General features: G+C 64.8%; 24 protein-coding genes and 1 pseudogene. 16 read left to right on the plus strand and 9 right to left on the minus strand.

Features of this window, described 5'->3' with window-relative positions:
* Positions 1-20: 20 nt before the first annotated feature.
* Positions 21-1,370, minus strand: coding sequence for an amino acid permease (locus HTS88_RS03960; protein WP_174175719.1), 1,350 nt, complete (start codon positions 1,368-1,370; stop codon positions 21-23).
* Positions 1,371-1,379: 9 nt separating this feature from the next.
* Positions 1,380-2,258: a carbon-nitrogen hydrolase family protein gene (locus tag HTS88_RS03965; protein ID WP_174175721.1), complete on the minus strand. Its 879-nt coding sequence runs from the start codon at positions 2,256-2,258 to the stop codon at positions 1,380-1,382.
* Between the two features lie 96 nt (positions 2,259-2,354).
* Here HTS88_RS03965 and HTS88_RS03970 point away from each other — a divergent pair, with 96 nt between their 5' ends.
* From HTS88_RS03970 to HTS88_RS04005, 8 genes are all read left to right on the plus strand, one after another.
* On the plus strand, positions 2,355-3,122 hold the full coding sequence (locus tag HTS88_RS03970) for a FadR/GntR family transcriptional regulator (RefSeq protein WP_174175723.1): 768 nt from the start codon (positions 2,355-2,357) through the stop codon (positions 3,120-3,122).
* 349 nt (positions 3,123-3,471) lie between these two features.
* The gene (locus HTS88_RS03975) at positions 3,472-4,386 is read left to right on the plus strand and encodes an Ltp family lipoprotein (protein ID WP_174175725.1); all 915 of its coding nucleotides are present in this window, start codon (positions 3,472-3,474) and stop codon (positions 4,384-4,386) included.
* A 117-nt stretch (positions 4,387-4,503) separates the two neighbouring features.
* Entirely contained in the window at positions 4,504-4,935 is a 432-nt protein-coding gene (locus HTS88_RS03980) for a hypothetical protein (protein ID WP_174175695.1), read from the plus strand.
* A 406-nt stretch (positions 4,936-5,341) separates the two neighbouring features.
* On the plus strand, positions 5,342-6,520 hold the full coding sequence (locus HTS88_RS03985) for an ROK family protein (RefSeq protein ID WP_174175727.1): 1,179 nt from the start codon (positions 5,342-5,344) through the stop codon (positions 6,518-6,520).
* A gap of 113 nt (positions 6,521-6,633) precedes the next feature.
* Positions 6,634-7,092 carry a PTS sugar transporter subunit IIA gene (locus tag HTS88_RS03990; RefSeq protein ID WP_174175729.1) on the plus strand — a complete coding sequence of 153 codons (459 nt, stop codon included), beginning with the start codon at positions 6,634-6,636 and terminating at the stop codon, positions 7,090-7,092.
* 40 nt (positions 7,093-7,132) lie between these two features.
* Positions 7,133-7,405 carry a PTS sugar transporter subunit IIB gene (locus tag HTS88_RS03995; RefSeq protein ID WP_174175731.1) on the plus strand — a complete coding sequence of 91 codons (273 nt, stop codon included), beginning with the start codon at positions 7,133-7,135 and terminating at the stop codon, positions 7,403-7,405.
* Between the two features lie 75 nt (positions 7,406-7,480).
* Positions 7,481-8,974, plus strand: coding sequence for a PTS ascorbate transporter subunit IIC (gene ulaA, locus HTS88_RS04000; protein WP_174175733.1), 1,494 nt, complete (start codon positions 7,481-7,483; stop codon positions 8,972-8,974).
* A 56-nt stretch (positions 8,975-9,030) separates the two neighbouring features.
* A complete protein-coding gene (locus HTS88_RS04005) occupies positions 9,031-9,315 on the plus strand; it encodes an HPr family phosphocarrier protein (RefSeq protein ID WP_174175735.1) in 285 nt (94 codons plus the stop codon).
* Between the two features lie 166 nt (positions 9,316-9,481).
* Here the strand turns inward: HTS88_RS04005 and HTS88_RS04010 are convergent, their stop codons facing one another.
* Together HTS88_RS04010 and hisC are read right to left on the minus strand one after the other, a co-directional pair.
* On the minus strand, positions 9,482-10,891 hold the full coding sequence (locus HTS88_RS04010) for an amino acid permease (RefSeq protein ID WP_174175737.1): 1,410 nt from the start codon (positions 10,889-10,891) through the stop codon (positions 9,482-9,484).
* 42 nt (positions 10,892-10,933) lie between these two features.
* The gene (gene hisC, locus HTS88_RS04015) at positions 10,934-12,031 is read right to left on the minus strand and encodes a histidinol-phosphate transaminase (protein ID WP_174175739.1); all 1,098 of its coding nucleotides are present in this window, start codon (positions 12,029-12,031) and stop codon (positions 10,934-10,936) included.
* Between the two features lie 93 nt (positions 12,032-12,124).
* On the opposite strand from hisC, the gene HTS88_RS04020 reads away from it, so the two are divergent.
* From HTS88_RS04020 to HTS88_RS04035, 5 genes and pseudogenes are all read left to right on the plus strand, one after another.
* Positions 12,125-12,628: an Lrp/AsnC family transcriptional regulator gene (locus tag HTS88_RS04020; protein ID WP_174175741.1), complete on the plus strand. Its 504-nt coding sequence runs from the start codon at positions 12,125-12,127 to the stop codon at positions 12,626-12,628.
* A gap of 202 nt (positions 12,629-12,830) precedes the next feature.
* The gene (locus HTS88_RS04025; RefSeq protein ID WP_174175743.1) at positions 12,831-13,478 is read left to right on the plus strand and encodes a DUF4230 domain-containing protein; all 648 of its coding nucleotides are present in this window, start codon (positions 12,831-12,833) and stop codon (positions 13,476-13,478) included.
* A 56-nt stretch (positions 13,479-13,534) separates the two neighbouring features.
* A pseudogene (locus HTS88_RS22400) lies at positions 13,535-13,675 on the plus strand (Lrp/AsnC family transcriptional regulator); the annotation flags it as partial.
* Positions 13,676-13,794: 119 nt separating this feature from the next.
* On the plus strand, positions 13,795-15,453 hold the full coding sequence (locus HTS88_RS04030) for a thiamine pyrophosphate-binding protein (RefSeq protein ID WP_174175745.1): 1,659 nt from the start codon (positions 13,795-13,797) through the stop codon (positions 15,451-15,453).
* 77 nt (positions 15,454-15,530) lie between these two features.
* Positions 15,531-16,244: a hypothetical protein gene (locus HTS88_RS04035; RefSeq protein ID WP_174175747.1), complete on the plus strand. Its 714-nt coding sequence runs from the start codon at positions 15,531-15,533 to the stop codon at positions 16,242-16,244.
* 55 nt (positions 16,245-16,299) lie between these two features.
* On the opposite strand, the gene HTS88_RS04040 is transcribed toward HTS88_RS04035, so the two are convergent.
* On the minus strand, positions 16,300-16,959 hold the full coding sequence (locus HTS88_RS04040; protein ID WP_174175749.1) for a dihydrofolate reductase family protein: 660 nt from the start codon (positions 16,957-16,959) through the stop codon (positions 16,300-16,302).
* A gap of 117 nt (positions 16,960-17,076) precedes the next feature.
* Between HTS88_RS04040 and HTS88_RS04045 the strand changes: the two genes are divergently transcribed.
* Complete coding sequence (locus HTS88_RS04045) at positions 17,077-17,295, plus strand: helix-hairpin-helix domain-containing protein (RefSeq protein ID WP_066274063.1); 219 nt, start codon at positions 17,077-17,079, stop codon at positions 17,293-17,295.
* Positions 17,296-17,369: 74 nt separating this feature from the next.
* Here HTS88_RS04045 and HTS88_RS22340 read toward each other — a convergent pair whose 3' ends face one another.
* The 3 genes from HTS88_RS22340 to HTS88_RS04055 form a co-directional block, all read right to left on the minus strand.
* Complete coding sequence (locus HTS88_RS22340) at positions 17,370-17,495, minus strand: hypothetical protein (RefSeq protein ID WP_281358991.1); 126 nt, start codon at positions 17,493-17,495, stop codon at positions 17,370-17,372.
* Between the two features lie 93 nt (positions 17,496-17,588).
* Positions 17,589-18,359 carry a type 1 glutamine amidotransferase domain-containing protein gene (locus tag HTS88_RS04050; RefSeq protein ID WP_174175751.1) on the minus strand — a complete coding sequence of 257 codons (771 nt, stop codon included), beginning with the start codon at positions 18,357-18,359 and terminating at the stop codon, positions 17,589-17,591.
* Positions 18,360-18,423: 64 nt separating this feature from the next.
* Positions 18,424-19,209: a hypothetical protein gene (locus HTS88_RS04055; protein WP_174175753.1), complete on the minus strand. Its 786-nt coding sequence runs from the start codon at positions 19,207-19,209 to the stop codon at positions 18,424-18,426.
* Positions 19,210-19,393: 184 nt separating this feature from the next.
* Here HTS88_RS04055 and HTS88_RS04060 point away from each other — a divergent pair, with 184 nt between their 5' ends.
* Both HTS88_RS04060 and HTS88_RS04065 read left to right on the plus strand, forming a co-directional pair.
* Entirely contained in the window at positions 19,394-20,323 is a 930-nt protein-coding gene (locus HTS88_RS04060) for an NADP-dependent oxidoreductase (RefSeq protein WP_174175755.1), read from the plus strand.
* Between the two features lie 116 nt (positions 20,324-20,439).
* Positions 20,440-20,922 carry a hypothetical protein gene (locus tag HTS88_RS04065; protein ID WP_174175757.1) on the plus strand — a complete coding sequence of 161 codons (483 nt, stop codon included), beginning with the start codon at positions 20,440-20,442 and terminating at the stop codon, positions 20,920-20,922.
* A 54-nt stretch (positions 20,923-20,976) separates the two neighbouring features.
* Here the strand turns inward: HTS88_RS04065 and HTS88_RS04070 are convergent, their stop codons facing one another.
* On the minus strand, positions 20,977-21,297 hold the full coding sequence (locus HTS88_RS04070) for a GYD domain-containing protein (protein WP_174175759.1): 321 nt from the start codon (positions 21,295-21,297) through the stop codon (positions 20,977-20,979).
* Between the last annotated feature and the right edge of the window lie 261 nt (positions 21,298-21,558).

The following is a 21,558-nucleotide window of genomic DNA, read 5'->3' on the forward strand; positions in this document are numbered from 1 at the left end:
CACGCTACAGACAGAACAGGTCAGGCGGCCGCCTCGACCGTCGCCTTCTCCGTGGCCGTCATCTCCGGCGGAGCCGCCTTGAACCCGCGGGTGATCAGTGCCAGGACCACCACGCCCAGCACCAGCCAGGACACCCCCAGCGTAATGGCGTTGCTGTCCAGCTGGGAGAGCAGGTAGGCGCAGATGATCGCGCCGATCATCGGGACCACCACGTAGGACACCGGGTTCAGCTGCTGCCCGGCCCGGCGCTGGCGCACATAGTGGAACACCACCGCGGCGTTCACCAGCGTGAAGGCGGTGAAGGCACCAAAGTTGATGAACGACGTCGACGTGGCCACGTCCAGGAAGATCGCGATCAGGCCCACAATGCCGGTGACCACCAGGTTTGCCACCGGGGTGTGGAACTTCTCGCTGAGCCGGCCGAAGACGGCCTTGGGCAGGACGGAGTCGCGGCCCATCGCGTACAGCAGGCGGGAGGCGCTGGCCTGCGCGGCGAGGCCGGAGGCGAACTGCGCCACCACCAGCCCGGCCAGGAACACGGCACCGAACAGCTGCCCGCCGATCTGCAGGGCGATGGAGCTCGCCGCGGAGGCCGAGTCCTCGAACACCCCACCCGGGTGGACCAGCTGGGTCACGTAGGACACCGCCACGAAGATGCCGCCGCCGATCAGGGCCACGAGCATGATGGCGCGCGGCACGGTCCGGCGCGGGTTGACGGTTTCCTCGGTGAGGGTGGTGACGGCGTCGAACCCCAGGAACGAGTACGCGGCGATCGCGGCGCCGGCGGAGATGGTGGCGAAGCCGGCGGTGTCGTTGAAGAACGGCTGCCCGCTGGCCAGTCCCCCGGCGCCGTTGGCGGACACCACGCTGCCGATGGCCAGCGCCACGAAGAACACGAGGACCAGCAGCTGGAACGCCATCAGCACGTAGTTGGCCTTGTCCGCCACCTTGATGCCCAGGATGTTCAACAGCGTGGTGATGACGATGAAGCCCACGATCCAGACGCCGATGGGGATGGCGGGGAACTGGGCGCTCAGGTAGGAGCCGCCGATGAGCCAGATGACCATGGGCAGGAAGAGGTAGTCCAGCAAAACGGCCCAGCCCACCAGGAACCCGACGCGGGAATCGATGGACCGGCGGACGTAGGTGTAGGCGGAACCGGCCACGGGGTGGGCGACGGCCATCCGGCCGTAGCTGTGCGCGGTGAACAGCATGGCCACGAGCGCCACCAGGTACGCGGCGGGCGCGGCGCCGCCGGTGGTTTCGGCGATGATGCCGAAGATCCCCAGGACGATGATCGGGGTCAGGTACGCCAGCCCGAACAGGACCAGCGAGGGCAGCTTCAGCGTGCGGGTGAGGGTGGTTGTCACGGTGTTTCCTTAGGGCTTGTAGGACGGCGGTGTCCAGGTGGCCGGGTTGATCCGGCCTTGGTAGACGGAAAGTTCGACGGCGGGCTCCCCCTCGCGGAACTGCGACCAGGGGCGGTTGAGGTTCTCCGTGCCGTGCGTGCGGACGCGGTCGACGGCGGCCAGGTCCAGCGCCGCGGTGAGCAGCTGCGGTTGATCGTCCGGTGCCTCGGCGAGGGTGTTGCCCTCCGGATCCACGATGATGCTCTTGCCTTTACCGGTGGGGCCGGCGCAGTTGACGCTGACCATGAAGACCTGGTTCACGATGGCGTTGGCCTTGGCCAGGATCAGTTCCTGTTTGCGGTCCGGGGTGGTTGTCTTGACGACGTTGAGGATCACCTCGGCGCCCATCCAGGCGAGCTGGCGGGACACCTCCGGGTACCAGGCGTCGTAGCAGATGTTCAGGCCCACCCTGCCGATGCCGGGCAGGTCCACGGTGGTGAACCGGTCGCCGGGATCGTAGGGCTCGAACGGGCGCCAGGGGAAGATCTTCCGGTAGTAGCCGGCGAGCTCCCCTTCCGGGGACAGGACCAGCTGGGTGTTGAACAGCTGCCCTTCCGGGCCGCGTTCGCAGACGCTGCCGGGGACCAGCCAGATGTTGAGGTCTTTGGCGAGCTGTTTGAGCTCTTTGACCCGCGGGCCGTCGAGTGGTTCGGCGCTCGCCTGGAGCATTTCGGTTCTTTGGAGGTCCGGGGTTTGGTCTCCGAAGAGGTGCAGCTCGGGGAAGACCACCAGCTTGCTGTGCGGTTGCACCTCGAGTGCTGCTTTGACCTCATCGGCGAAGGCCGAGACGGGCTCGCCGATGAGCCGCGGCCGGGCCTGGGCTGCGATGAGGGGAAGGATGCGTTGCATGGGTTTTTCTCCGCGTTGGGGTGTGATCCGGGTTATATTAGATCAGAATGATCAAATAAAGGGAAGGGGGCTGGCGTGGGACGTAAAGTAGCGGATATGACCCGTCAGCTGGAGGACACCGTTGAGCCCCCGCGCCTCGGCGCCGGAAGGAGGCCCGGCATGGAGCGCCGCAGTGCCATGGACGCCGTGCGGATGCGGATCGGGATGGCGATTTCGTTGGGGCTCTTGAAACCGGGTGAGCGGCTGCCGGACCAGGAGGACGTTGCCCTGGGCCTTTCGGTCAGCCCGATCACGGCCCGCCGTGCGCTGGCGAGTTTGGCGGAGCAGGGCGTGGTGGTGCGCCGGCGCGGGCGGGCCGGGGGAACGTTTGTGGCGGAGGCGCCGCCTACGGATGTTTTGGCTTCCCTGTCGGCGTCGCCGGCCGAGTCCCAGGCGGTGAACCGGCTGGTGGACCGGAGGCTTTTGTTTGAGTGCGCGGTCACCCACTACGCGGCGGTCAATGCCACAGCCGAGCAGCTGGACGAGTTGGAACGGCTGACCCGGGAAATGGCGGAGTCGACTGACTGGTCCTACTACCACCGGATGGACGAGCAGTTTCATCAATTGGTGGGTACTGCGTCATGCCTGGACTCCGCAGTCGAGGTCTATCACGAGACGCTAGCGGAGCTCTACGACTACTTCATCCCCTACCCCATCGAGAAGCTGCACAAATCCAACCAGGACCACATCGCCCTGGTGGCAGCCCTCCGCGCCGGAGATGTCCAGGACGCCGTGGAAGTTGCCAGGAAGCACGTGGACATCCTGCACCGGACGATGTTTATGGGGCTAGCTCAGGGCGAACCCTCAGCCACGATCTCGGACTGATAGGGGCTGCGATGGCCTCTATCAGTCGGCTATCGACGTACGAATTTGCAACCAAAGCTTGGAATGAGGGCCCAAAAAAAGCATCAATAAATCGTCAAGATTCGCGACTAACAATCAGGATTCGCGCAGTTTTCTCCCAGAAACCAAAAAGGCGGCATTTTCTCAGATCTAATGAAATGACTTTGACGCTATTGGGGGAAGCGAAAATGTTGTTTCTGTCGGCTGGCTCGGTGTACCGCTTCTGCGGTCCACGCTCCACGCTGGATTTCCTCCATGTGTGTCCATCACCGCACCCAACCCCGCACGCTTTTTATCGCACGTCGGTCAGGTGTCCTATGGAAGGACTCTCATGAGCCAGCAACCCTATACCGCCCCCTATCCTCCGAACTACGGCTATGGTCTACCGCCGGTAAGCAACAAGTCGTTCCTGGTGACCTGGCTGCTCTCGCTGCTCCTTGGTGTCTTCGGTGTTGACCGCTTCTACCTTGGCAAGGTGGGAACCGGCATCCTGAAGCTCGTCACCTTTGGTGGGCTTGGCATCTGGGCCTTGATTGACCTCATCTTGGTGCTTGCCAACAAGACCCGCGACAAGCAGGGGCTGCCGCTGGAAGGTTATGACAGGCATAAGAAGGTAGCCCTCATCGTCACCGGCGTTGTCTTTCTCCTCAGCATCGTCGTCAACTCGGCCCGCGCGGGCTCTGCACCCTCGTCAGCGCCCGTCGTCTCCACTCCCAAGGTCGCCACTGCAGCTCAGACCGCGTCTGCCACCCCAGCTCCCACAAAGGACCCCGCTGTTGCAGCGGCCGAAGCTGAGGCCGCTGCGAAAGCGAAGGCTGAGGCTGATGCAACGGCTAAGGCAAAAGCCGAAGCCGACGCTGCCGCCAAATCGGAGGCAGATGCAGCGGCCAAGGCAAAAGCCGAAGCCGACGCTGCCGCCAAGGCCCAGGCTGAGGCTGAAGCCGCTGCCAAGAGGGGGACGGTCAGTCAGCAGAACGCTCTGCGTAAAGCTGCTGATTATCTCGACTACACCGCTTTCTCGCGCACGGGCTTGATTGAGCAGCTGGTGTACGAAAAGTATTCGGCCGAGGACTCTACCTGGGCAGTGGACCGCGTAACGGTTGACTGGAACGAGCAGGCGGCCAAGAAAGCCAAAGACTACCTCGACTACACCTCCTTCTCTCGCAGCGGCTTGGTCGAACAACTGCTTTACGAGGGTTTCACCCCTGAGCAGGCCGAATATGGAGTGAGCACCACCGGCCTATAGCGGTTCCAAAGACAACCCGTCCCATCGCGGCGCGCGAAGAGGCTTCGGCGCCGAACTGGACAGCAAGCCGCAACGGGGCATCCAGATTTGCCAATACATTTCGAGGGGAAATTAGGTTTGAAACTCACGACAACACTGGCCAGCGGCGCGTTCCTGTGCTTGGCCCTTTCAAGCTGCGCGGGATCCCCGCAAGCAGCTCCAACCGTCACGCATACCGTTACCCAAACGGCCACGGCAACCGTCACTGCAACGGCAACAGTGACGGCGACCGCCACGGTCACCGCCGAACCTGTTGCTCCTGCCGTTGTGGCGGCCCCGGCACCGGCTCCTGCTGCACCAGCGACCGCCGTAATCCCGGCCAACGCCGCTGGAATGAATGCGGAAGCACTCGACGATGAATTGACCGCGCTTGGCTTCAAAAAGATCGTCTATAACTCTGACACCGGAAAGACCGTGCTGTTGCTCAGCAACTGGACAGTTACTGGAATCGACAACGCAGGAGCGGAACAAGCCGTCGATAAGGCAGTGGTAGTGCACGTAACCAAATAGCTCTGTCTCACGAGGGGCGCGCCCGGCCAAAGCCGGACGCGCCCCTTCGTGGGCTCTGAACCCGCAACCGGGTCAACTCTACGACTACTACTTCATCCCCTAACCCATCGAGAAGCCCCACAAGTCCAACCAGCACCGCATCGCCCTCGGCACCGGCGATGTCCATGACGCTCGCTCCCGACCAGCCTCCGCCGTCGTACTTCCCGCCGTAAGGCGTGCTGCTGCCGACATGTCCCGCCTACCGCCCTCCATGCAGATACCACCACGGAAGAATGCCGCTCTCCGTGCACAGGCACGGCCCCCAGACTACGGCCAGGTGTCCCGGGTCACGATAGACTTTCGGTTACTAGTATGCATAAACGGAATCCGCTCGTATTCCTGCGTGGCGACCAAACGAGAGGTTGGAATGGCACAATCACTTTCGACAGGATCGGGCGTTGTCCTGGACCTGATCAGGTCCGGCCAGGCAACTACAAGGAATGACCTTCTGGAGCGGCTGGGGTGGTCGCGTATCACCCTTGCCCGGCGGCTCGAAGAGCTACTGAACGCCTCCATCATCATGAGCGTAGGTCAACTGGACTCCCGCGGCGGACGCCCACCCGAAACATTCGCGGTCAAGCCGGATTCCGGCGTGCTTCTGGCCCTTGATATCAGCGGCTCACACAGCATGGTGGCCATCACGGACCTGGTCTCCACCATCCTCAGCGTTGACGAGGCAGACATCGGGCCAAGCCAGGGGCCTGCTGAGATTTTCGAATGGGCAGGCCAGGTTTTCGACCACATGCTGCTCCGCCTGGGGAAGACCAGGGCTGACGTCGTGGGGATCGGAGTCGGCGTCCCCGGGCCCGTGGATGTCACAACCGGGTGTCTGGCATCACCGCAAGTCGATAAGCAATGGGACGGCGTGGCTGTCCGCGACTACTTCGCAAGCAGATATGGACATGCCGTCCTGGCAGTTGACCGGGACGTAAACACCATGGCCCTGGCGGAAGCAAGGCGGGGCAGGGTGGGATACCGGGACATCGTGGGCGTGAAAGCCGGCATCGGGATCGGGCTGGGGTTCGTGCTGGACGGGGCCGTGTACCGCGGCGCGCGGGGAGGAGCCGGCGACCTGAGCCGACCCCGAATCGGTGGCGGGCGCCTCCAACGGCTAGAAACCGTAGCCAGCGGAGCGGTGATACGCGCCGAATTAGTGGCCCGCGGCTACAAGGTCAGGACAGGAGCGGACATTGTTGAGCTCGCGAACAACGGAGACCACCGGACCCTGACCCTCCTGGAGGAAACGGGAACCGCCCTTGGCCAGACGCTGGCCGACATCGTTGGACTGATCAATCCCGAGGCCGTCATTATCGGCGGAAGTCTCGCCGCAGCGGGCGAACCCTTCCTCACACCCATCCGCGAGGCCATCTTCGCCGGTGCGCGTGAATTCGCCACCCAGGAGCTTGTCGTCGAACGCTCCGGCCTTGGAGATGTGGCCGGCCTGACCGGAGCATCGCTGCTTGCCCAGGACACACTCTTCGCACCCGACAGAATCAGCCGGCTTACCCACAGCGGAGCCAACTCTCTTGTCCTGGCATCCGGCTAAGAAGGCCCGCCAACAAAATACTTTGGTCTACTAATAGACTTAAGCCACCAATCCTTGCTACGGTGATATACCTCACATCGTCGTGATGTGATCCGTTACCTAAAGGATCCCCCGTGGCTTTAAACCTCGCTGAAGAACTCTCGTCCATCGCCACCAATGTCGCCGCTTCCGACTGGAAGGAAGCCATCCGCTGTGCCGGAGATGGCCTGGTGGCAGGCGGAGTCACAACAGAGGACTACACCGAACAGATGATCGAGGCCGTCGAAGAGCACGGCCCTTACATCGTCATCGCCCCCGGAGTCGCCCTCGCCCACGCACGCCCCTCCGAATCCGTCAAAAAGGGAGGGCTCAGCTGGGTCAGCCTGGCCTCCCCTGTGGAGTTCGGGCACAAATCCAACGACCCCGTCTCCCTGGTCATAGGCCTGGCAGCCCTTGACCACACTGCCCACATCGAAGTCCTCAGGGCGGTCGCCGGAATCCTTTCGAATCCGGCCACCCGTTGTGGCCTTGACGCCGCGGCGAGTCCGGAAGAAGTTCGCTCCCTCCTGGCACGCGCCGCCTCAACGAAATAAGCAACTCCAACATCACCCCTGAATTGAAAGGCAACGAACCATGAAGATCGTCGCTGTATGTGGAATGGGCATTGGGACATCAGTGCTCTTGAAAATGAACGCAGAAAAGGTTCTCCAGGATCTCGGCATCGACGCCGATATTGAGGCCGCTGACATTGGGGTGGCCCGCGGTGCCGCCCAAACGGCGGACGTCGTGCTGACTTCCGAGGAGCTCGCACCTGAAATTGGCGACGTCCCCGCAGAGGTCATCGTTATCGAGAACTTCTTTGACCTCGATGAAATCCACAAGAAACTGTCTGCCGCTGTCCGATAGTCACTGCCGGTGGTTCCGCCACCTGCAACACCACAAGACCAACCAACTTTTCAGCAATAAGGGAGTGCCTACGGCATGGACTGGCTCGTAGTAGTACTGAATTTCATAGGGCAGCAGATTCTCAATGTACCCGCGTACCTGATCGGCATCATCACCGCAGCAGGCCTGATCGCATTGCGGCGCAACTCGGGCCAGGTCATCGGAGGTGCGCTCAAGGCAACCTTGGGCTTCTTCATCCTTGGCGTGGGCGCCACCGTCGTCACCGGATCACTTGATCCCCTCGGTCAACTGATCCTCACCGTTACCGGCGCCCAGGGTGTCATCCCGACGAACGAGGTCATTACGGCAATGGCCCAGGAACAGTTCGGCGCCCAGAGCGCATACGTCCTGACCCTTGGCTTTCTCATCATGCTGGTACTGGCGCGCTTCACTCCGTTGAAGTACGTCTTCCTGACCGGTCACCACATGGTGTTCATGGCCACCATGCTCACCGTGATCCTGTCCGTTGGCCTGGGAGAAGGCCTTGACTGGCTGGTGGTTCTCCTCGGAGCTGTCCTGCTGGGCGTGATCATGGTGGTCATGCCAGCATTCCTCCACCCGTGGACAAAGAAGATCACCGGCAATGACACCATCGCAATCGGCCATTTCGGTTCTTTGGGTTACATCGCAGCGGGCGCAGTCGGACAGGCCGCGGGCAAGCGCAGCAAGTCAGCCGAAGACATCCAGTTTCCCCAGGGGCTGAAGTTCCTCCGCGACTCCATGGTGGCCACGTCGCTGTCCATGGTCCTCATTTACATGGTTTTCGCCATCTGGGGTCTGATCGCCCTTCCGCTTTCCGAAGCGCTGGCAATCTTTGACGCCCCTGACGCGGGAGCCTTCATCATGGCGGGCTTCGAACAGGCGCTGCTGTTCGGCGTCGGTGTGGCCGTCATCCTCTATGGCGTCCGGACTGTTTTGGGCGAGCTCGTTCCGGCCTTCCAGGGCATTGCAGCCAAGGTGGTCCCAGGAGCCAAAGCGGCCCTAGATATCCCCATCGTTTTCCCGTTCGGCGCCAACGCCGTGCTCATCGGCTTCCTGAGCTCCTTCACCGGCGGCCTGATCGCCCTCGGCATTCTTGCTCTCTGGCTGAACCCCGCCTTCGGCCTGGCCCTGATCCTTCCCGGAATGGTGCCGCACTTCTTCACCGGCGGCGGAGCCGGCGTGTACGGCAACGCAACCGGCGGGCGCCGGGGAGCCATGCTCGGCGGCTTCGTGAACGGCATTATCATCACCATCCTGCCCGCCGTCCTGTTGCTCGTCCTAGGACAGTTCGGGCTCGCAAACAGCACCTTCGGTGACGCCGACTTCGGTTGGTTCGGCACCCTCATTGGCGTCAGCCTGAGCGGCGGCCCCGCACTCGGCGCCGTGCTTTCCATCCTTATCGCCACCGTCCTTGTTGCAGCCGCCATCGTCTTCCAACGGCGGGTTGTGGATACCGGATGGGTCCCCGGCGCGAGACGTGATGCCTGGCTCGCCGAAGCCAAGGAAACCGAAAAGAGCGAGGCCGAACGAAAGAGTCCCGCCGCATAGCGGCACTCTCCCGGCCGTCCCCGCTAACCCACCCGAACTCCGAAACAAGGAATCAAATGCCCGAACGTACCGCAACGATCGCCAGCCGCGTGGGCCTCCACGCACGCCCCGCATCAGTTTTCGCTGAAGCGGTCAGCCAACTCGGCCTGGAGGTAACCATTGCCGCCGAAGATGCGAGCCCCGACGAAGCACTCGATGCGGCCAGCATCCTCTCTCTGATGAGCCTCGGCGCTTCCTGCGGCGACGTCGTCGTACTTCGTGCTGATGGGCCTGGATCGGATCAGGCCCTCAATCGCTTGGTTGCGCTTTTGGAGACGGACCTCGATGCAGAAGCGCACTAACCAGGACTGCGCTTCCAGGGGTGGCATGCACACGGTGCATGCCACCCCTGATGCTTTCCCCACGCTCCTGGAACGATGCCCGCATCCACACCGGAGGGCGCGCCCGGCCAAAGCCGGACGCGCCCTCCGTGGGCTCTGATCCCGCAAGCCGGGCGAAGAGAATGATTCAGTCGATAAGCACCGGCTGCTTGGCGTCCTGGGACGCTTCAACAGGCGCGACCCTCCGCTTCCGGTGGTTCAGCCAGTTAGCCACCGCCAGCAGCGCCACGAGCCCGAACGTGCTCAGGAGCTGGGGACGGGAGTCCTCGCCGATAAAGCCCACCGTGAAGATCGCCGCGAGGATGAGCAGGCCAAAGCCCGTAAGCCACGGGAACCCCGGCATCCGCAGCGGAAGCTCCGTTCCCTCGCGGTCGGCGCGGAGGCGCAGCGCGAGCTGGGCGAGGAGCGCGGACGTCCACACCAGCAGGCAGGTGGAGCCCACGATATTGAGCAGGACGCCAAGGACCATCTCGGGGAAAGCCAGCTCCAGCACCACCGTGACAATGCCGAAGGCGACGCTGGCCAGGACTGCGATCACCGGGACGCGTGCCTTGGATACCGCAGCGAGCAGCCGTGGTGCTTCTCCCCGCTCCGCGAGGGAGTACGCCATCCGGGAGGCACCGTAGAGGTTGGCGTTGAGCGCGGACAGCAGCGCTGCGACGGCCACCAGGGTGATGGCCGTCGCGGCACCGGGCATGCCGGCGGCGTCCAGCACGGCGGCGAACGGGCTCTTCAGCCCCTCCGAACCAACCGGAACCACGGCCGCGATGATGAAGATGGCACCGATGTAGAACACCAGGATGCGCCACAGCACGGTGCGGACTGCTTTCTTTACGCTCCGGGCCGGCTCGGCGGTCTCAGCTGCGGCCACGGACACAATCTCGGTGCCGCCGAACGCGAACGCCACCACGAAGAGCGCCGTGGCGATCCCGGCGAAACCACTGGGCGCGAAGCCCTCGCCCATGAAGTTGGACAGGCCCGGCGACTGCACGCCCGGTACCAAGCCGAAGAGCAGTGCGAAGCCCACCAGCAGGAACGCCACGATGGCCGCCACCTTCAGCAGGGCAAACCAGAACTCGAACTCACCGAAGTTCTTCACGCTGGTCAGGTTCACAGCCGTGAGCACCACGATGAACACGAAGGCCATCAGCCACACCGGCAGCGCCGGGAAGATGGTGGCCAGCAGGCCTGCCGCACCTAGCGCTTCGGCGGCGATGACCACCACGAGCTGGATCCACCACAGCCAGCCGACCGTGGCGCCGGCCACCGGTCCGTAAGCCTTGGCGGTATATACGGAGAAGGCGCCGCTGTCCGGGTTGGCGGCTGCCATCTCGCCGAGCGCCCACATCACCAGGATGATCAGGGTGCCGGCCACGAGGTAGGAGATCAGCACGGCCGGGCCCGCAGCCTGGATGCCGGCGCCGGAGCCGATGAACAGGCCCGCGCCGATGGCGCTTCCCAGCCCCATCATGGTGAGCTGGCGGGGTTTGAGGGCCGCGCCGAGGGCGCGGGCAGACGTCTTTGTCTGTTGTTCCATGGGGATTCCTCTTAGTTGTTTGTAACTGTTGGGGAGAAAAGTTCAGGCTGCGTGGGCTGCCAGGAGCCGGAGCACGCGGTCGTTGGAGGCGGCATCGGCAACAGTGATCCGAACGCCGTCGCCCTGGTACGCCCGGACCATGATGCCCGCGCCATTGAACGCCTCCACCAGCGTCGCCAAGAGGACCTCATCGGCACGGATCCACAGGAAGTTGCCCTGGCTCGGCTGCAGCTTCCAGCCCTGGGCTTCAAGCTCCGCGGCCATCCGTGCACGCTCCTCCCTGACAGCAGAAGCCCGTGCTGCCATCTCCTCCCCGGCATCCAGCGACGCGATGGCCGCCTTCTGGGCCAGCGCGCTCACCGAGAAGGGCAGGGCGGTCCGGCGCAGCCCCTCGGCGATGGCCGGCACAGCCACGGCGTATCCCACGCGTAGGCCGGCGAGTCCATAGGCCTTGGAGAAAGTGCGCAGGATGCAGACGTTCGGGTACTGGCGGTAGAGCGCCAGGGAATCGGGTCCGCTGCCAGCGTCGGCGTACTCCACGTATGCCTCATCGATCACCACGAGGACGTCGGAGCGGACGGACTGCAGGAAGGCTTCGATGCGTTCGTGGCTGATCGGCACCCCGGTGGGGTTGTTGGGCGTGCAGAGCAGGATGACCTTGGTGCAGTCGGTGACGGCGGCGGCCATGGCATCGAGGTCGTGGCCCTCCAGATGATCCAGCGGGATGCGGACCGGCCGGGCGCCTGCCAGCTCCACCAGGATGGGGTAAGCCTCGAAGGAGCGCCACGCGAACACCACTTCATCCCCGGCGTCGCACAATCCGGTGATGATCTGCTGCAGGACGCCCACGCTGCCGGGCCCCACCGCCACCTCCTCCAAGGAGACGCCCAGGTGCCGGGCGAGCCGTTCGCGGAGTTCGACGGCGGCCATGTCCGGGTAGCGGTTCATCCTGCGCGCCGCCTCGGCCACCGCGACGGTGGCTGCGGGCAGGGGCTCGTAGTGGCTTTCGTTGCTGGCGAGGGCTGCAATGTCCGCGCCGGCGCTGCGCCGGCCGGGGACGTAGGACGGAAGGCCGGCGACGGCGCCACGAAGGGTGGGCAGCGCGGTGGAGGGAGCGGCCAGGAGTTGTTCGGGGGTCATGAGGACTGACTATGGAAGTGACCCGGCCCACATTGCAAGATAAGCTCTAGCCATTGGGACTTCTGCTCAACTTCTAGTTTCTGTGGTGAAAATATGACCATCGCGAACACTCGCACCCTCGATTCACTCGACGGCCGCATCATCCTTGCCCTGGACAAGGACCCCGAAGCCAGCGCCCTGGCACTCTCCCGGACACTCGGCGTCGCACGCAACACCGTCCACGCCCGGCTGGCACGGCTCGAGCGCAGCGGCGCCCTCCGCTCCTTCAGCCGCAGGCTGGACCCCGCCGCACTGGGCTACGAGCTCATGGCCTTCCTCTCGCTCGAAATCAGCCAGACGCGGTTCGGCTCGGTGGAAAGCGGGCTCGCCGCCATCCCGGAGGTCATCGAGGTGCACGCCACCACCGGGGACGCGGACCTCATGGCCAAGGTCGTGGCCCGCGGCACCGCCGACCTCTACCGCATCACCAACCAGATCCTGGAGATCGACGGGATCCAGCGGACAAGCACCGCCATCTCCGTCATGGAACTCATGCCGCCCCGCTACGACGGCCTCATCAGCCGGCTGTCCGAACAGGAATCCCGCACGTCGGAGTAAGCGCCCCACAGGCACACCATAAGCAGCGAACGCCGTTGCTCGGAGCCGCATTTCCAAGTCGGTGGGGCGCGCCCTGATAGACCGGTTCCTGCTTGCGTATACCGTTCTATGGGGACCAAAGGCCGCGACCCATTGTGGCCGTTCCACGCCACTGAATTCCGAAGGCGTTTCGCCGTCGAACAAAACCGGAGACTGAATCGTCATGAACTTTTTCAAAGCAGCCATGAAGTTTTTCAAAGTAAAGGTTCTGCTTTGGCATGTCCTGCTGATCATCCTGCTGATTGTCGCGGGAACGGGCGCCGTTTTCGTATCCGGTGGACTCAACGCTCTCGCGCTCGGTTCTCTGTTCACCAGTAATTCGAACGAACGCGATTCGCAGGTAGTTCAGGCCGTCTCGCGCGTGCAGGAGGTCGCCTTGCTCAGCCTTCACATCGAGGGTGTTGCGAGGCAGGAAAGCAATGGAGAGATTCTCGGCATGGTCGTGCCCGCGAGCGAGAAAACGACGCTGCTCCAGTACAAGTTTGATGCAAAATTAGGCATCGACGGGTCACAGGTGAAGATCGAACCCAATGGCACGGAGTCGTTTCGGGTGACTATCCCTAAATTCCTCGGCATAGGCTTTGACCGTCCCTTCTTCGAGACCCCCCTGGAGAGTAGCGGCGCGCTTAGCTGGTTGACACCGCCAGCCGTTCAAACTCAGATGATCAACAACATTCTCAGCGATGAGAACAAGCAAAATTTCATCACCCAGAACGAAGCAGCACTGAAGGAACAGGCGAAGGCGTTCTACTCGGGAATCATCGAAAGCGTCGATCCCGAAGTTACCGTCGAATTTGAGTTCGCAGGGTAGAGGCTTGCAGGGCCGCACTCTCCGCATGAACCCGAGTGTAACCACGGCTGCTATACCACCGCATCACCAACCAGATTCTTGAGATCGACGGGATCCAGCGGACCAGCACCGCCATCTCCGTCATGGAACTCATGCCACCCCGTTACGACGGCCTCATCAGCCGGCTGTCCGAGCAGGAATCACGCACGTCGGAGTAAGCGCGGGTGACGTGCACCACGTTTGGGCATTTTTTCACTTCTCCCGCCTGCGGCTGCCAAAAGTACCAACAGAATTTACCGGTGTTGCAAATCTGAGATGCAGGCCACACGCTTCCTGCATGACTACTCTCACCGTCTCCCGCCGCGTGGCGCAGGTTCTCAGCAGCTATGTCAGCGACGTCTTCGGCGTCATGGGCAACGGCAACGTCTACTTCCTTGACGCCGCGGAGAAGCAGGGCCTCCGCTTCACCGCCGTCCGGCATGAAGGCGCCGCGATCGCCGCGGCCGACGCCTACTACCGCGCGTCGGGACGCCTCGCCGCGGGCACCACCACCTACGGCCCCGGCTACACCAACGCGCTCACCGCCCTCGCGGAGGCCGTCCAGGCGCAGATCCCCGTGGTGCTGGTCACCGGCGACGCCCCCACCAGCGGTGCCCGGCCGCAGGACGTGGACCAGGCGGCCATCGCCGCGGGCCTGGGCGCGGCCACCTTCACCGTCACCCGCGACGCCGCCGGCGCCGTCACCCGGCAGGCGGTGGAGTACGCACTCACCCGGCGCACCGCCGTCGTGCTTGCCATCCCCTACGACCTCGCGGCTCTCGAGGCTGCGGACGAGGAGCTTCCCGAGACGCACGCACCGAAGGTGACGGACGACGTCGACGGCGGCCTTGGGCAGGCAGCCCGCCTGCTCGCCGGTGCCAGGCGGCCGCTGATCCTGGCCGGCCGCGGTGCGCACCTCGCCGGTGCCGGCCCGGAGCTCCGGGAGCTCGCCGACCGGCTCGGCGCACTGACCGCCGGAACCGCTCTGGCGCTCAACCTCCTCAATGGCGAGGGGTACCTGGGCGTGGCCGGCGGTTTCGGCACCGACACCGCGGCCGGGCTCATGGGCGAGGCGGACGTGGTCCTGGTGGCAGGGGCGAGCCTGAGCCCCTTCACCATGCGGTTCGGGCACCTGCTCGGCCCGGACAGCACGGTGATCCAGATCGACGCCGGCCTGCAGCCGACGCACCCGCGGGTGGACCTGTTCGTCAGCGCGGACGCGAAGACGGCTGCTTCGCGTCTGCTCCAACTGCTGGATGGCGAGGCTGCGGCGGAAGGCTGGCGGGCGGAAGCCTCCCGGCGTCTGGCCGTCGGCCCGGGGCACCACCCGGGATCTGAGGAGACCCCGGACGGGCGGCTGGACCCGCGCGCCCTTGCCGCCGCACTGGATGCCGTGCTGCCGGAGCGCCGCACGGTGGTCCAGGACGGCGGGCACTTCATCGGCTGGGCACCCATGTACTGGAACATTCCGCGGCCGCAGGACCTGGTGATGGTGGGGACCGCTTTCCAGTCCATCGGGCTGGGACTTGCGAGCGCCGTCGGGGCAGCCCGTGCGCTGGAGGACGGCCGCACCCTGGTGCTGGCCTCCGGCGACGGCGGTTTCCTGATGGGCCTGGCGGACCTCGATTCGCTCATCGGTGCGGCCCGGAGTGCGATCGTGGTGATCTACAACGACGCCGCCTATGGGGCCGAGATCCACCAGTACGGTTCGCAGGGCCTGACCGAGAAGCCCATGCTGATCCCCGAGGTGGACTTCAGCGGTGTTGCCCGCGCGCTGGGTGCGGAGTCGGCGATCATCCGGTCTCTTGCGGACTTGTCCGCGCTGCAGGACTGGATCGATGCCGGCGCCCAGGGAACCTTCGTGGCCGACTGCCGGATCACCTCCAGCGTCCGCGCCCCGTGGCTGAGCGAGTGGATGCAGGCCAAGCAGGAGGCGAAGGCTGCGGTGGCGGGGTAAACCCTGGGGCCGCCGGCGGAGCATGCTAGGGACTTCGTCCCCCTGCCTCGCGGACGGGACCGGGAATACAATAAGCCATGCCCGCGACCGGCCGGACTGTCTCCGCCGCGGTGCTGCTCGCCATAGGGGCAGGACTGGCGCTGCTGGCCGTGCTGGTCCACTACGGTTTCATGGCAATGTACGGCGATGTCACCGGATCCGCGTTCGAGGGGCTCACGTGGGGGTTGGCAACCGGCCCCTCCGGATTGGCGTTCGGCGTGGTCCTGGTGGTTGCCCTGATCGGCCTCATGCTCTCGACAAAACTGTGGATGCGGCTGACGGCCGTGGCCATCCCTGTCCTCATGCTGCTCGGGATGTTCGTTGTCACCCCCTTGGCGCTGGGGCAGAAGATGGCGAACCAGTTTGTTTCCGCTCCGCAATGCGTGTCCCAGGGCACCGGCGAGCCCATGGCCACCGCAGACCGTGAGGCCCAGGAGGTGTTCGATTCCATCGACCACGTCGGCCAATTCAAGGGTGGCGGCATGAGTGGTGTGGCCGGCTGTACCCGCTGGTTTGTGCTCCCGGGAGGCGTCGATGTGTTGCAGCACTATCGGACAGCGCTGCCCGCGGCCGGCTGGGACGTGGTGGAGGACGACGGGCGCCACCTGCGGGCGCACCTTGATGGCCGGGCGTTCGATGTGATGCCCTGTCCCGGAGGCGGTGTCATCTGGGCCGGAAGCGAGGACCAACGCTCATACGGACAGGGAAGGCCTGAACTGGCCGGCACTGAAATTTGTCCCCACGACCTCTGACCACAGCAGCTCGGGCCAGCCGCTTCAGGGAAGTGGAAGGCTGCGGGAGCCCTGCCTACACCGCCGCGCGACGGGTGAAGACCAGATGCACCACCCCGCTCGGGGACGGGGTCGCTTCAATGTCGAAGCGTTCTTCGAGGCCCTCGAGTCCGTCCCAGAGCCGTTCACCCCGGCCCAGCAGGATCGGCACGAGGACGACGTGCATGTGGTCTATCAGGCCGGCCTCGAGGAACTGCCGGACCGTGCTGGCGCCGCCACCGATCCTGACGTCCATGCCGGGGGCAAGGGCACGGGCCTGTTCCAGGGCGGAGGCAGGGTCCGCGTCAACAAAATGGAAGGTTGTCCCGCCTTCCATTTCGAGGACCGGCCGGGGATGGTGTGTCAGGACAACCACAGGAGTGTGGAACACAGGGTTATCGCCCCACCACCCCTTCCAGTCCTCGTTTTCCCAGGGACCGCGCTGGGGACCGAACTTGTTGCGCCCCATGATTTCGACGCCGACCCCGGGTCCCCACTGGCTGGCGAAAGCCTCGTCGACGCCGAAAGATCCCTCCGACTCCCCGTGGAGGCCCATCGCGCGGAAGGTCCGCGTCTCGAAGGCCCACTCAAGCAGCCGCGTGCCCGCGTGGCCGAACGGAGCGTCCAGCTGCTGGCCCTCGCCGGTGCCGAAGCCATCGAGGGAGACCGAGAAGTTATGTACGCGGACAAGGGACATGGCGCCTCTCCTGAAGTGGTCGTTGGCTGTCACTGTAGGGCGGTCGGCGCCCACCGTTCAAGGCCTGATGCAGGACTCTTTGGTGCTGCTGATCCCGGCGCCGGTACCCTGTTTCCCATGAGCACCCGAGACACCCCTGCACAGATCGGGGACCTGCCTCCCCTGGGCCGACCAGCCAACAGCGCCCTGCTGCAGGCAGGCATCACGACACTGGCGCAGGTGGCGTCGCACGGTCCTGGCGAGCTGCTCGCCCTGCACGGCGTGGGGCCCAGGGCAATTCGACTACTCGAAGCCGCCCTGAAAGAGCGCGGACTCGAGTTCACCGACCCTTCCTAGCGGACAAACGGACGTGACAGCCCCCCGGCTGGCTGTACCGGCGGCACCCAACCCGGACGCCGCCGTCGTGCTTATCAGTCCTTGGGTTCGTCGGCCGCTGCCTCACCGTCATCGCTGACTGGCTTGTCGTGGACCTTTTTCGGGATCTTGCCCTCCACGTCTGCGGGGACGGGAGGGTCCTTCTCTTCATCAGTAGACATAGGCCAAGCCTAAGGCTGCACCCCGGCTGCCGCCGCCCGGACGCAAAACTGACGGCCACCTCATCCGGGTGGCCGTCAGTTTCAGTGCTGGTGTTACTGCTCAGCTTCCGCGGCGGCAGCCGCCTTGACGGCGTCCTTCTCGGCGCGCAGAGCCTCAGCGTCGTGCTGTTCCTCGGCCTTTTCCTGGTGGATGACCACTGCGAACAGCTTCTCCATCTCCTTGGCCACGCCGGCAGCCGACGCCGGGTTCTGGCCGGTCACCAGGCGCTCGTCAACCACAACCTTTTCCTCGAAGACACCGGCGGAGACGTGCGTGGCACCCTGCTCCTCAAGCCGGTCTGCCAGGAAGAACGGAATGACCTTGTCCTTGCCCGCAGCCACCTCCTCGTCATTGGTGAAGGCGGCCACCTTGCGGCCCTCCACGAGGCGGAGCCCGTTCTCCAGCTCCACGTTCAGCAGGCCGGCCGGCCCATGGCAGACCGCGCCCACCAGACCGCCGTTGTTGTAGACGCTGGCCACCAGGTTCTGCAGGCCTTCGCTGTCCGGGAAGTCCCACATGGTGCCGTGGCCGCCCACGAGATAGACGGCGTCGTACTGCTCCGGATCAACAACGTCCACGCGGGCCGTGTTGTAGAGGCCGGCGCGGGTGGTCTCATCCTCCGTGAAGGCGACCTGGATGGGGTCCTTCGTGTCCACCTCGTCGCGCGGCGGCTGCCCGCCCTGGATGGACGCAAAGTCGACGAAATGCCCGGAATCCTTGAACACCTTCCAGGGATGTGCAGCCTCGGCCACGTTGTAGCCGGTCTTCTCTCCCGTATCGCCGATCTCGGAAACGCTGGTCAAAACCATGAGGATTTTCTTCATGAAATGCTCCTTTCGTCCGCCTCCCACCCTACGCCCAGCCCGGTCCTCGGCCTTCGGGCTGGGTTCAGGGCTGGCCTGCAGGGACAAGCCGGTATGCGAACCGGCTGTCCAGGCCCCCGGGTCCCATCGTGAGGTCCGCCCCTTCAGTGGGCAGCACCACCGGTGCCTTGAACACGCTCCCGCCGCAAGGGACCTGCACGGGGGCGAGGACTTCCGCTCCCTTCCAGGTGGAAACGGACAGCTCGGCTACCGGCAGTCCGGCACAGACCAGGTGCAGTTCATACTGGCCCGGCGGGGCCGACAGGCTGGCGGTGGTGGTGGTGTTCCCGCTGCCGGTGCCCCGCAGTTCGCCGGGCAAACCTGGTTGCAGCTGCTGTGCTGCCCAGTCTGAAAGGTCTTCGAGCTCCGATGCCCTGCGGTCAGGGTTGGCCTGCACCTTGACGCCCGTTGCGGCGGGCCTGCCCGTGGGCGGCACCGCGCTGATGGTGAGGGGCCCGCCGTCGTGCCTGACAAAGCGGTCCAGCTTGGCGGTGCACTCGAAGCTGGTCACTTCCGGGACGCCGTCCGCCTTCACAAGGGTGAGCTTGGCCCCGTAGACCCCTGCGCAGGCGCCGGTGACCAGGTAGTCTCCGGGCGCCAGCTCAAGGGTCAGCTTCCCGGCAGGTTCAGCCTCCGACGGCATACCGGGGTCCGCAGGGGACGCGCCGAGCAAGCGCGTGACTTCGCTGATGTTGTCCTTGAAGGACGCGGCCGACGGCGTTGCGGGCGGCGGGGATGAAGGCGCCGGCGGCCCGTCCGGGCCGCTGTACTCACACCCCGCCAGCGGCATGGCCAGAACGGCCGCAGCCATGGACATTCTTATGCGCCGGACCGGCATCCCCCCAAGAGACATGACCCCGAGTCTACGGGTCCTGCCGCTCATGCCCAGGCACGGACTCCATGCCCGCTCCGCTGCCGGTCGCTGTCCCCGTGCGGTTCGCCACTTTGCGCGGGGAACCGGAATACCGAAGCGCCGCCATGCCGTTGTGGCAGTCATGAAGGCAATTACTTACACCACATACGGAAACCCGGACGTCCTCGAATTTGGCGATCAGCCGATGCCAAAAGTGGGGCCCGGCATGGTCCTGGTCAGAGTCAAGGCTGCCGCGGTGAACCCGGTGGACTGGAAGATCATGGCCGGCGGCCTCGACGCCGTCATGGACCTGGAGTTCCCCGCCATCCCCGGCTGGGATGTGGCAGGGGTAGTGGAGTCGGTGGGCATCGATGCCCGGCAGTTCCAGCCCGGCGACGAGGTCATCGCCTACGGCCGCAAGGACTACGTCCACGGCGGAAGCTTTGCCGAGTACATCGCGCTGCCGGAGCGGCTCCTGGCCCGGAAGCCGGCCTCTCTCGGGTGGAACGAGTCGGCAGGGCTGCCGCTGGCCGGACTGACCGCCTACCAGGTCCTCAACCGGCTGGGCCTGAAAGCAGGCGAAACCGTCCTGATCCACGGCGGTTCCGGAGGCGTGGGCTCCCTGGGCATCCAGATCGCGGTGGCCCGCGGCGCGAGTGTTATTGCCACGGCCTCGGAGAAGAACCACGAATTCCTCCGCTCCCTGGGAGCCGAGCCGGTTGCGTACGGGGACGGGCTCGCGGACCGCGTACGGGCACTGCGCCCGGACGGCGTGGACGTTGTTGCCGACTTTGTGGGCGGGAATCTCGACGCGACGCTGGCGGTGCTGGCCGAGGGAGGCCGGCACGCCTCGATCGCCGACAGTGACGTGGAACAGCACGGGGGCGACTGGATGTGGGTCAATCCCGTGGGAACCGACCTCCAGGAACTCGCCGATCTGGTGGACAGCAGGAATATCCGTGTGGAAGTCGCCGGGGTCTTCCCGCTGGACAAGGCCGCGGATGCCTTCCGCTCAAACATGGAGGGGCACACCCGCGGCAAGATTGTGGTTGCGGTAGACCAGGTTTCCTGAGTCCAGCAACAGGTTGGCGCCGCCGGGGCCACCGCCCGGGCCGCCGTCGTCAATGTACGACGGCGGCCCGCTGGCCGGGTGCCGGGCCGCCCGGTGTCCGAGTGCCATACTGAGCCATGGCTTTAGGGATGACCCGGGGTGGAACAGCGCTGAGGTACGCCGTGGTCTCGGTCCTGCTGATCGCGGCCCAGGTGGGCAGCATGTGGTTTCACTCAGCCGGTGTCTACCAGGGAGACGCGAACGTTCCGCTCAGGAAATTCCCGGAGGACCTGGACGTCTTCTTCGTTCTGACTTTCGCCCCCACGATCGTCGGCCTCAAATACCTTGCCTACGACGCAGCCGTGAGGGCGTTCACCAAGGACTACAGGACCCCTGCACTTCTCCTCTGCTTCGGCGCTGGCTACGCGGCCGCCTTCGCGATGGACGTTGCCTGCCTGTTCGCGGCGTCCAGGCCCGTGTCCGATTCGGGGCTGGCCATCCTGGGCACAATCCTGCAGAGCCCGCTGGCCCTCGTGGCAGCCGGGGGCGTCATCGCCGCGACTGTCCTGCTGAAGGACAGGCCCCCGCACACCGGGGCCACCCGACCTTACGGACCCTAGACAGCCGCCGTCGTGAATGTACGACGGCGGCCCGCTGGCTGTCTGCCAGCTCCCCTACTGTCCCGGCGCCCGGTAGGTCGGCGTCTTCTTGGCTGCTTCGTCAAGGTCCTCGACCGTCAGGAGAGGCTTCAGCCGGACGTTTACGCTGCCCGTCGAATTGATCAGCAGCGACAACGCTGCAGCACTGGCGTCGTCCGGCGCCTCGAAAACGCCAAGAACGTCGTAGTAGCCAAACGCGTAGTAGAAGCTCTCAAGCGTTCCCCCAACGGATTTCAGGGCCTCCGTCAAGGCGTCCCGGCGTTTGGTGCCGCCCTCCTCCATGAGCCCCTTGATTCCCTGGCCCACGTACGTTGCTTCAAACAAGTACTTCGGCATGATGTTGTCCTCCTGTGTTTGCGGTGCAGGAGCGGCCCAGATCCGGCCCTTCATTCCGTGGAAACGGGGTGTTTGACCCCGCTATCGCAGAAACTATTCCTCCGCCTGCAGGCAGTCAATAGGCGCGTGCGGGCCACGGGTGGTCTACCCGCAGGAAATAATTCCATCGAGTTGATGGCAAGCTCCCGGCTACGGCTCTAGACTGGCTTTGCTGCTCTGGGAGGCAGCACATTGGGGGTGCGGCGTGGGCCGCCGTGACTG

It is taken from the genome of Pseudarthrobacter oxydans (assembly GCF_013314975.1).
In the GTDB taxonomy this organism is placed as follows: domain Bacteria; phylum Actinomycetota; class Actinomycetes; order Actinomycetales; family Micrococcaceae; genus Arthrobacter; species Arthrobacter oxydans.

Excerpts from the sequence above, each read along its gene's own strand:
- HTS88_RS03965 (WP_174175721.1), bottom strand. The coding sequence starts at position 2,258 with ATGCAACGCATCCTTCCCCTCATCGCAGCCCAGGCCCGGCCGCGGCTC.
- HTS88_RS03970 (WP_174175723.1), top strand. The coding sequence starts at position 2,355 with ATGACCCGTCAGCTGGAGGACACCGTTGAGCCCCCGCGCCTCGGCGCC.
- HTS88_RS03975 (WP_174175725.1), top strand. The coding sequence starts at position 3,472 with ATGAGCCAGCAACCCTATACCGCCCCCTATCCTCCGAACTACGGCTAT.
- HTS88_RS03985 (WP_174175727.1), top strand. The coding sequence starts at position 5,342 with ATGGCACAATCACTTTCGACAGGATCGGGCGTTGTCCTGGACCTGATC.
- HTS88_RS03995 (WP_174175731.1), top strand. The coding sequence starts at position 7,133 with ATGAAGATCGTCGCTGTATGTGGAATGGGCATTGGGACATCAGTGCTC.
- ulaA (WP_174175733.1), top strand. The coding sequence starts at position 7,481 with ATGGACTGGCTCGTAGTAGTACTGAATTTCATAGGGCAGCAGATTCTC.
- HTS88_RS04005 (WP_174175735.1), top strand. The coding sequence starts at position 9,031 with ATGCCCGAACGTACCGCAACGATCGCCAGCCGCGTGGGCCTCCACGCA.
- HTS88_RS04010 (WP_174175737.1), bottom strand. The coding sequence starts at position 10,891 with ATGGAACAACAGACAAAGACGTCTGCCCGCGCCCTCGGCGCGGCCCTC.
- hisC (WP_174175739.1), bottom strand. The coding sequence starts at position 12,031 with ATGACCCCCGAACAACTCCTGGCCGCTCCCTCCACCGCGCTGCCCACC.
- HTS88_RS04020 (WP_174175741.1), top strand. The coding sequence starts at position 12,125 with ATGACCATCGCGAACACTCGCACCCTCGATTCACTCGACGGCCGCATC.
- HTS88_RS04025 (WP_174175743.1), top strand. The coding sequence starts at position 12,831 with ATGAACTTTTTCAAAGCAGCCATGAAGTTTTTCAAAGTAAAGGTTCTG.
- HTS88_RS04030 (WP_174175745.1), top strand. The coding sequence starts at position 13,795 with ATGACTACTCTCACCGTCTCCCGCCGCGTGGCGCAGGTTCTCAGCAGC.
- HTS88_RS04035 (WP_174175747.1), top strand. The coding sequence starts at position 15,531 with ATGCCCGCGACCGGCCGGACTGTCTCCGCCGCGGTGCTGCTCGCCATA.
- HTS88_RS04040 (WP_174175749.1), bottom strand. The coding sequence starts at position 16,959 with ATGTCCCTTGTCCGCGTACATAACTTCTCGGTCTCCCTCGATGGCTTC.
- HTS88_RS04045 (WP_066274063.1), top strand. The coding sequence starts at position 17,077 with ATGAGCACCCGAGACACCCCTGCACAGATCGGGGACCTGCCTCCCCTG.
- HTS88_RS22340 (WP_281358991.1), bottom strand. The coding sequence starts at position 17,495 with ATGTCTACTGATGAAGAGAAGGACCCTCCCGTCCCCGCAGACGTGGAG.
- HTS88_RS04050 (WP_174175751.1), bottom strand. The coding sequence starts at position 18,359 with ATGAAGAAAATCCTCATGGTTTTGACCAGCGTTTCCGAGATCGGCGAT.
- HTS88_RS04055 (WP_174175753.1), bottom strand. The coding sequence starts at position 19,209 with ATGGCTGCGGCCGTTCTGGCCATGCCGCTGGCGGGGTGTGAGTACAGC.
- HTS88_RS04060 (WP_174175755.1), top strand. The coding sequence starts at position 19,394 with ATGAAGGCAATTACTTACACCACATACGGAAACCCGGACGTCCTCGAA.
- HTS88_RS04065 (WP_174175757.1), top strand. The coding sequence starts at position 20,440 with ATGGCTTTAGGGATGACCCGGGGTGGAACAGCGCTGAGGTACGCCGTG.
- HTS88_RS04070 (WP_174175759.1), bottom strand. The coding sequence starts at position 21,297 with ATGCCGAAGTACTTGTTTGAAGCAACGTACGTGGGCCAGGGAATCAAG.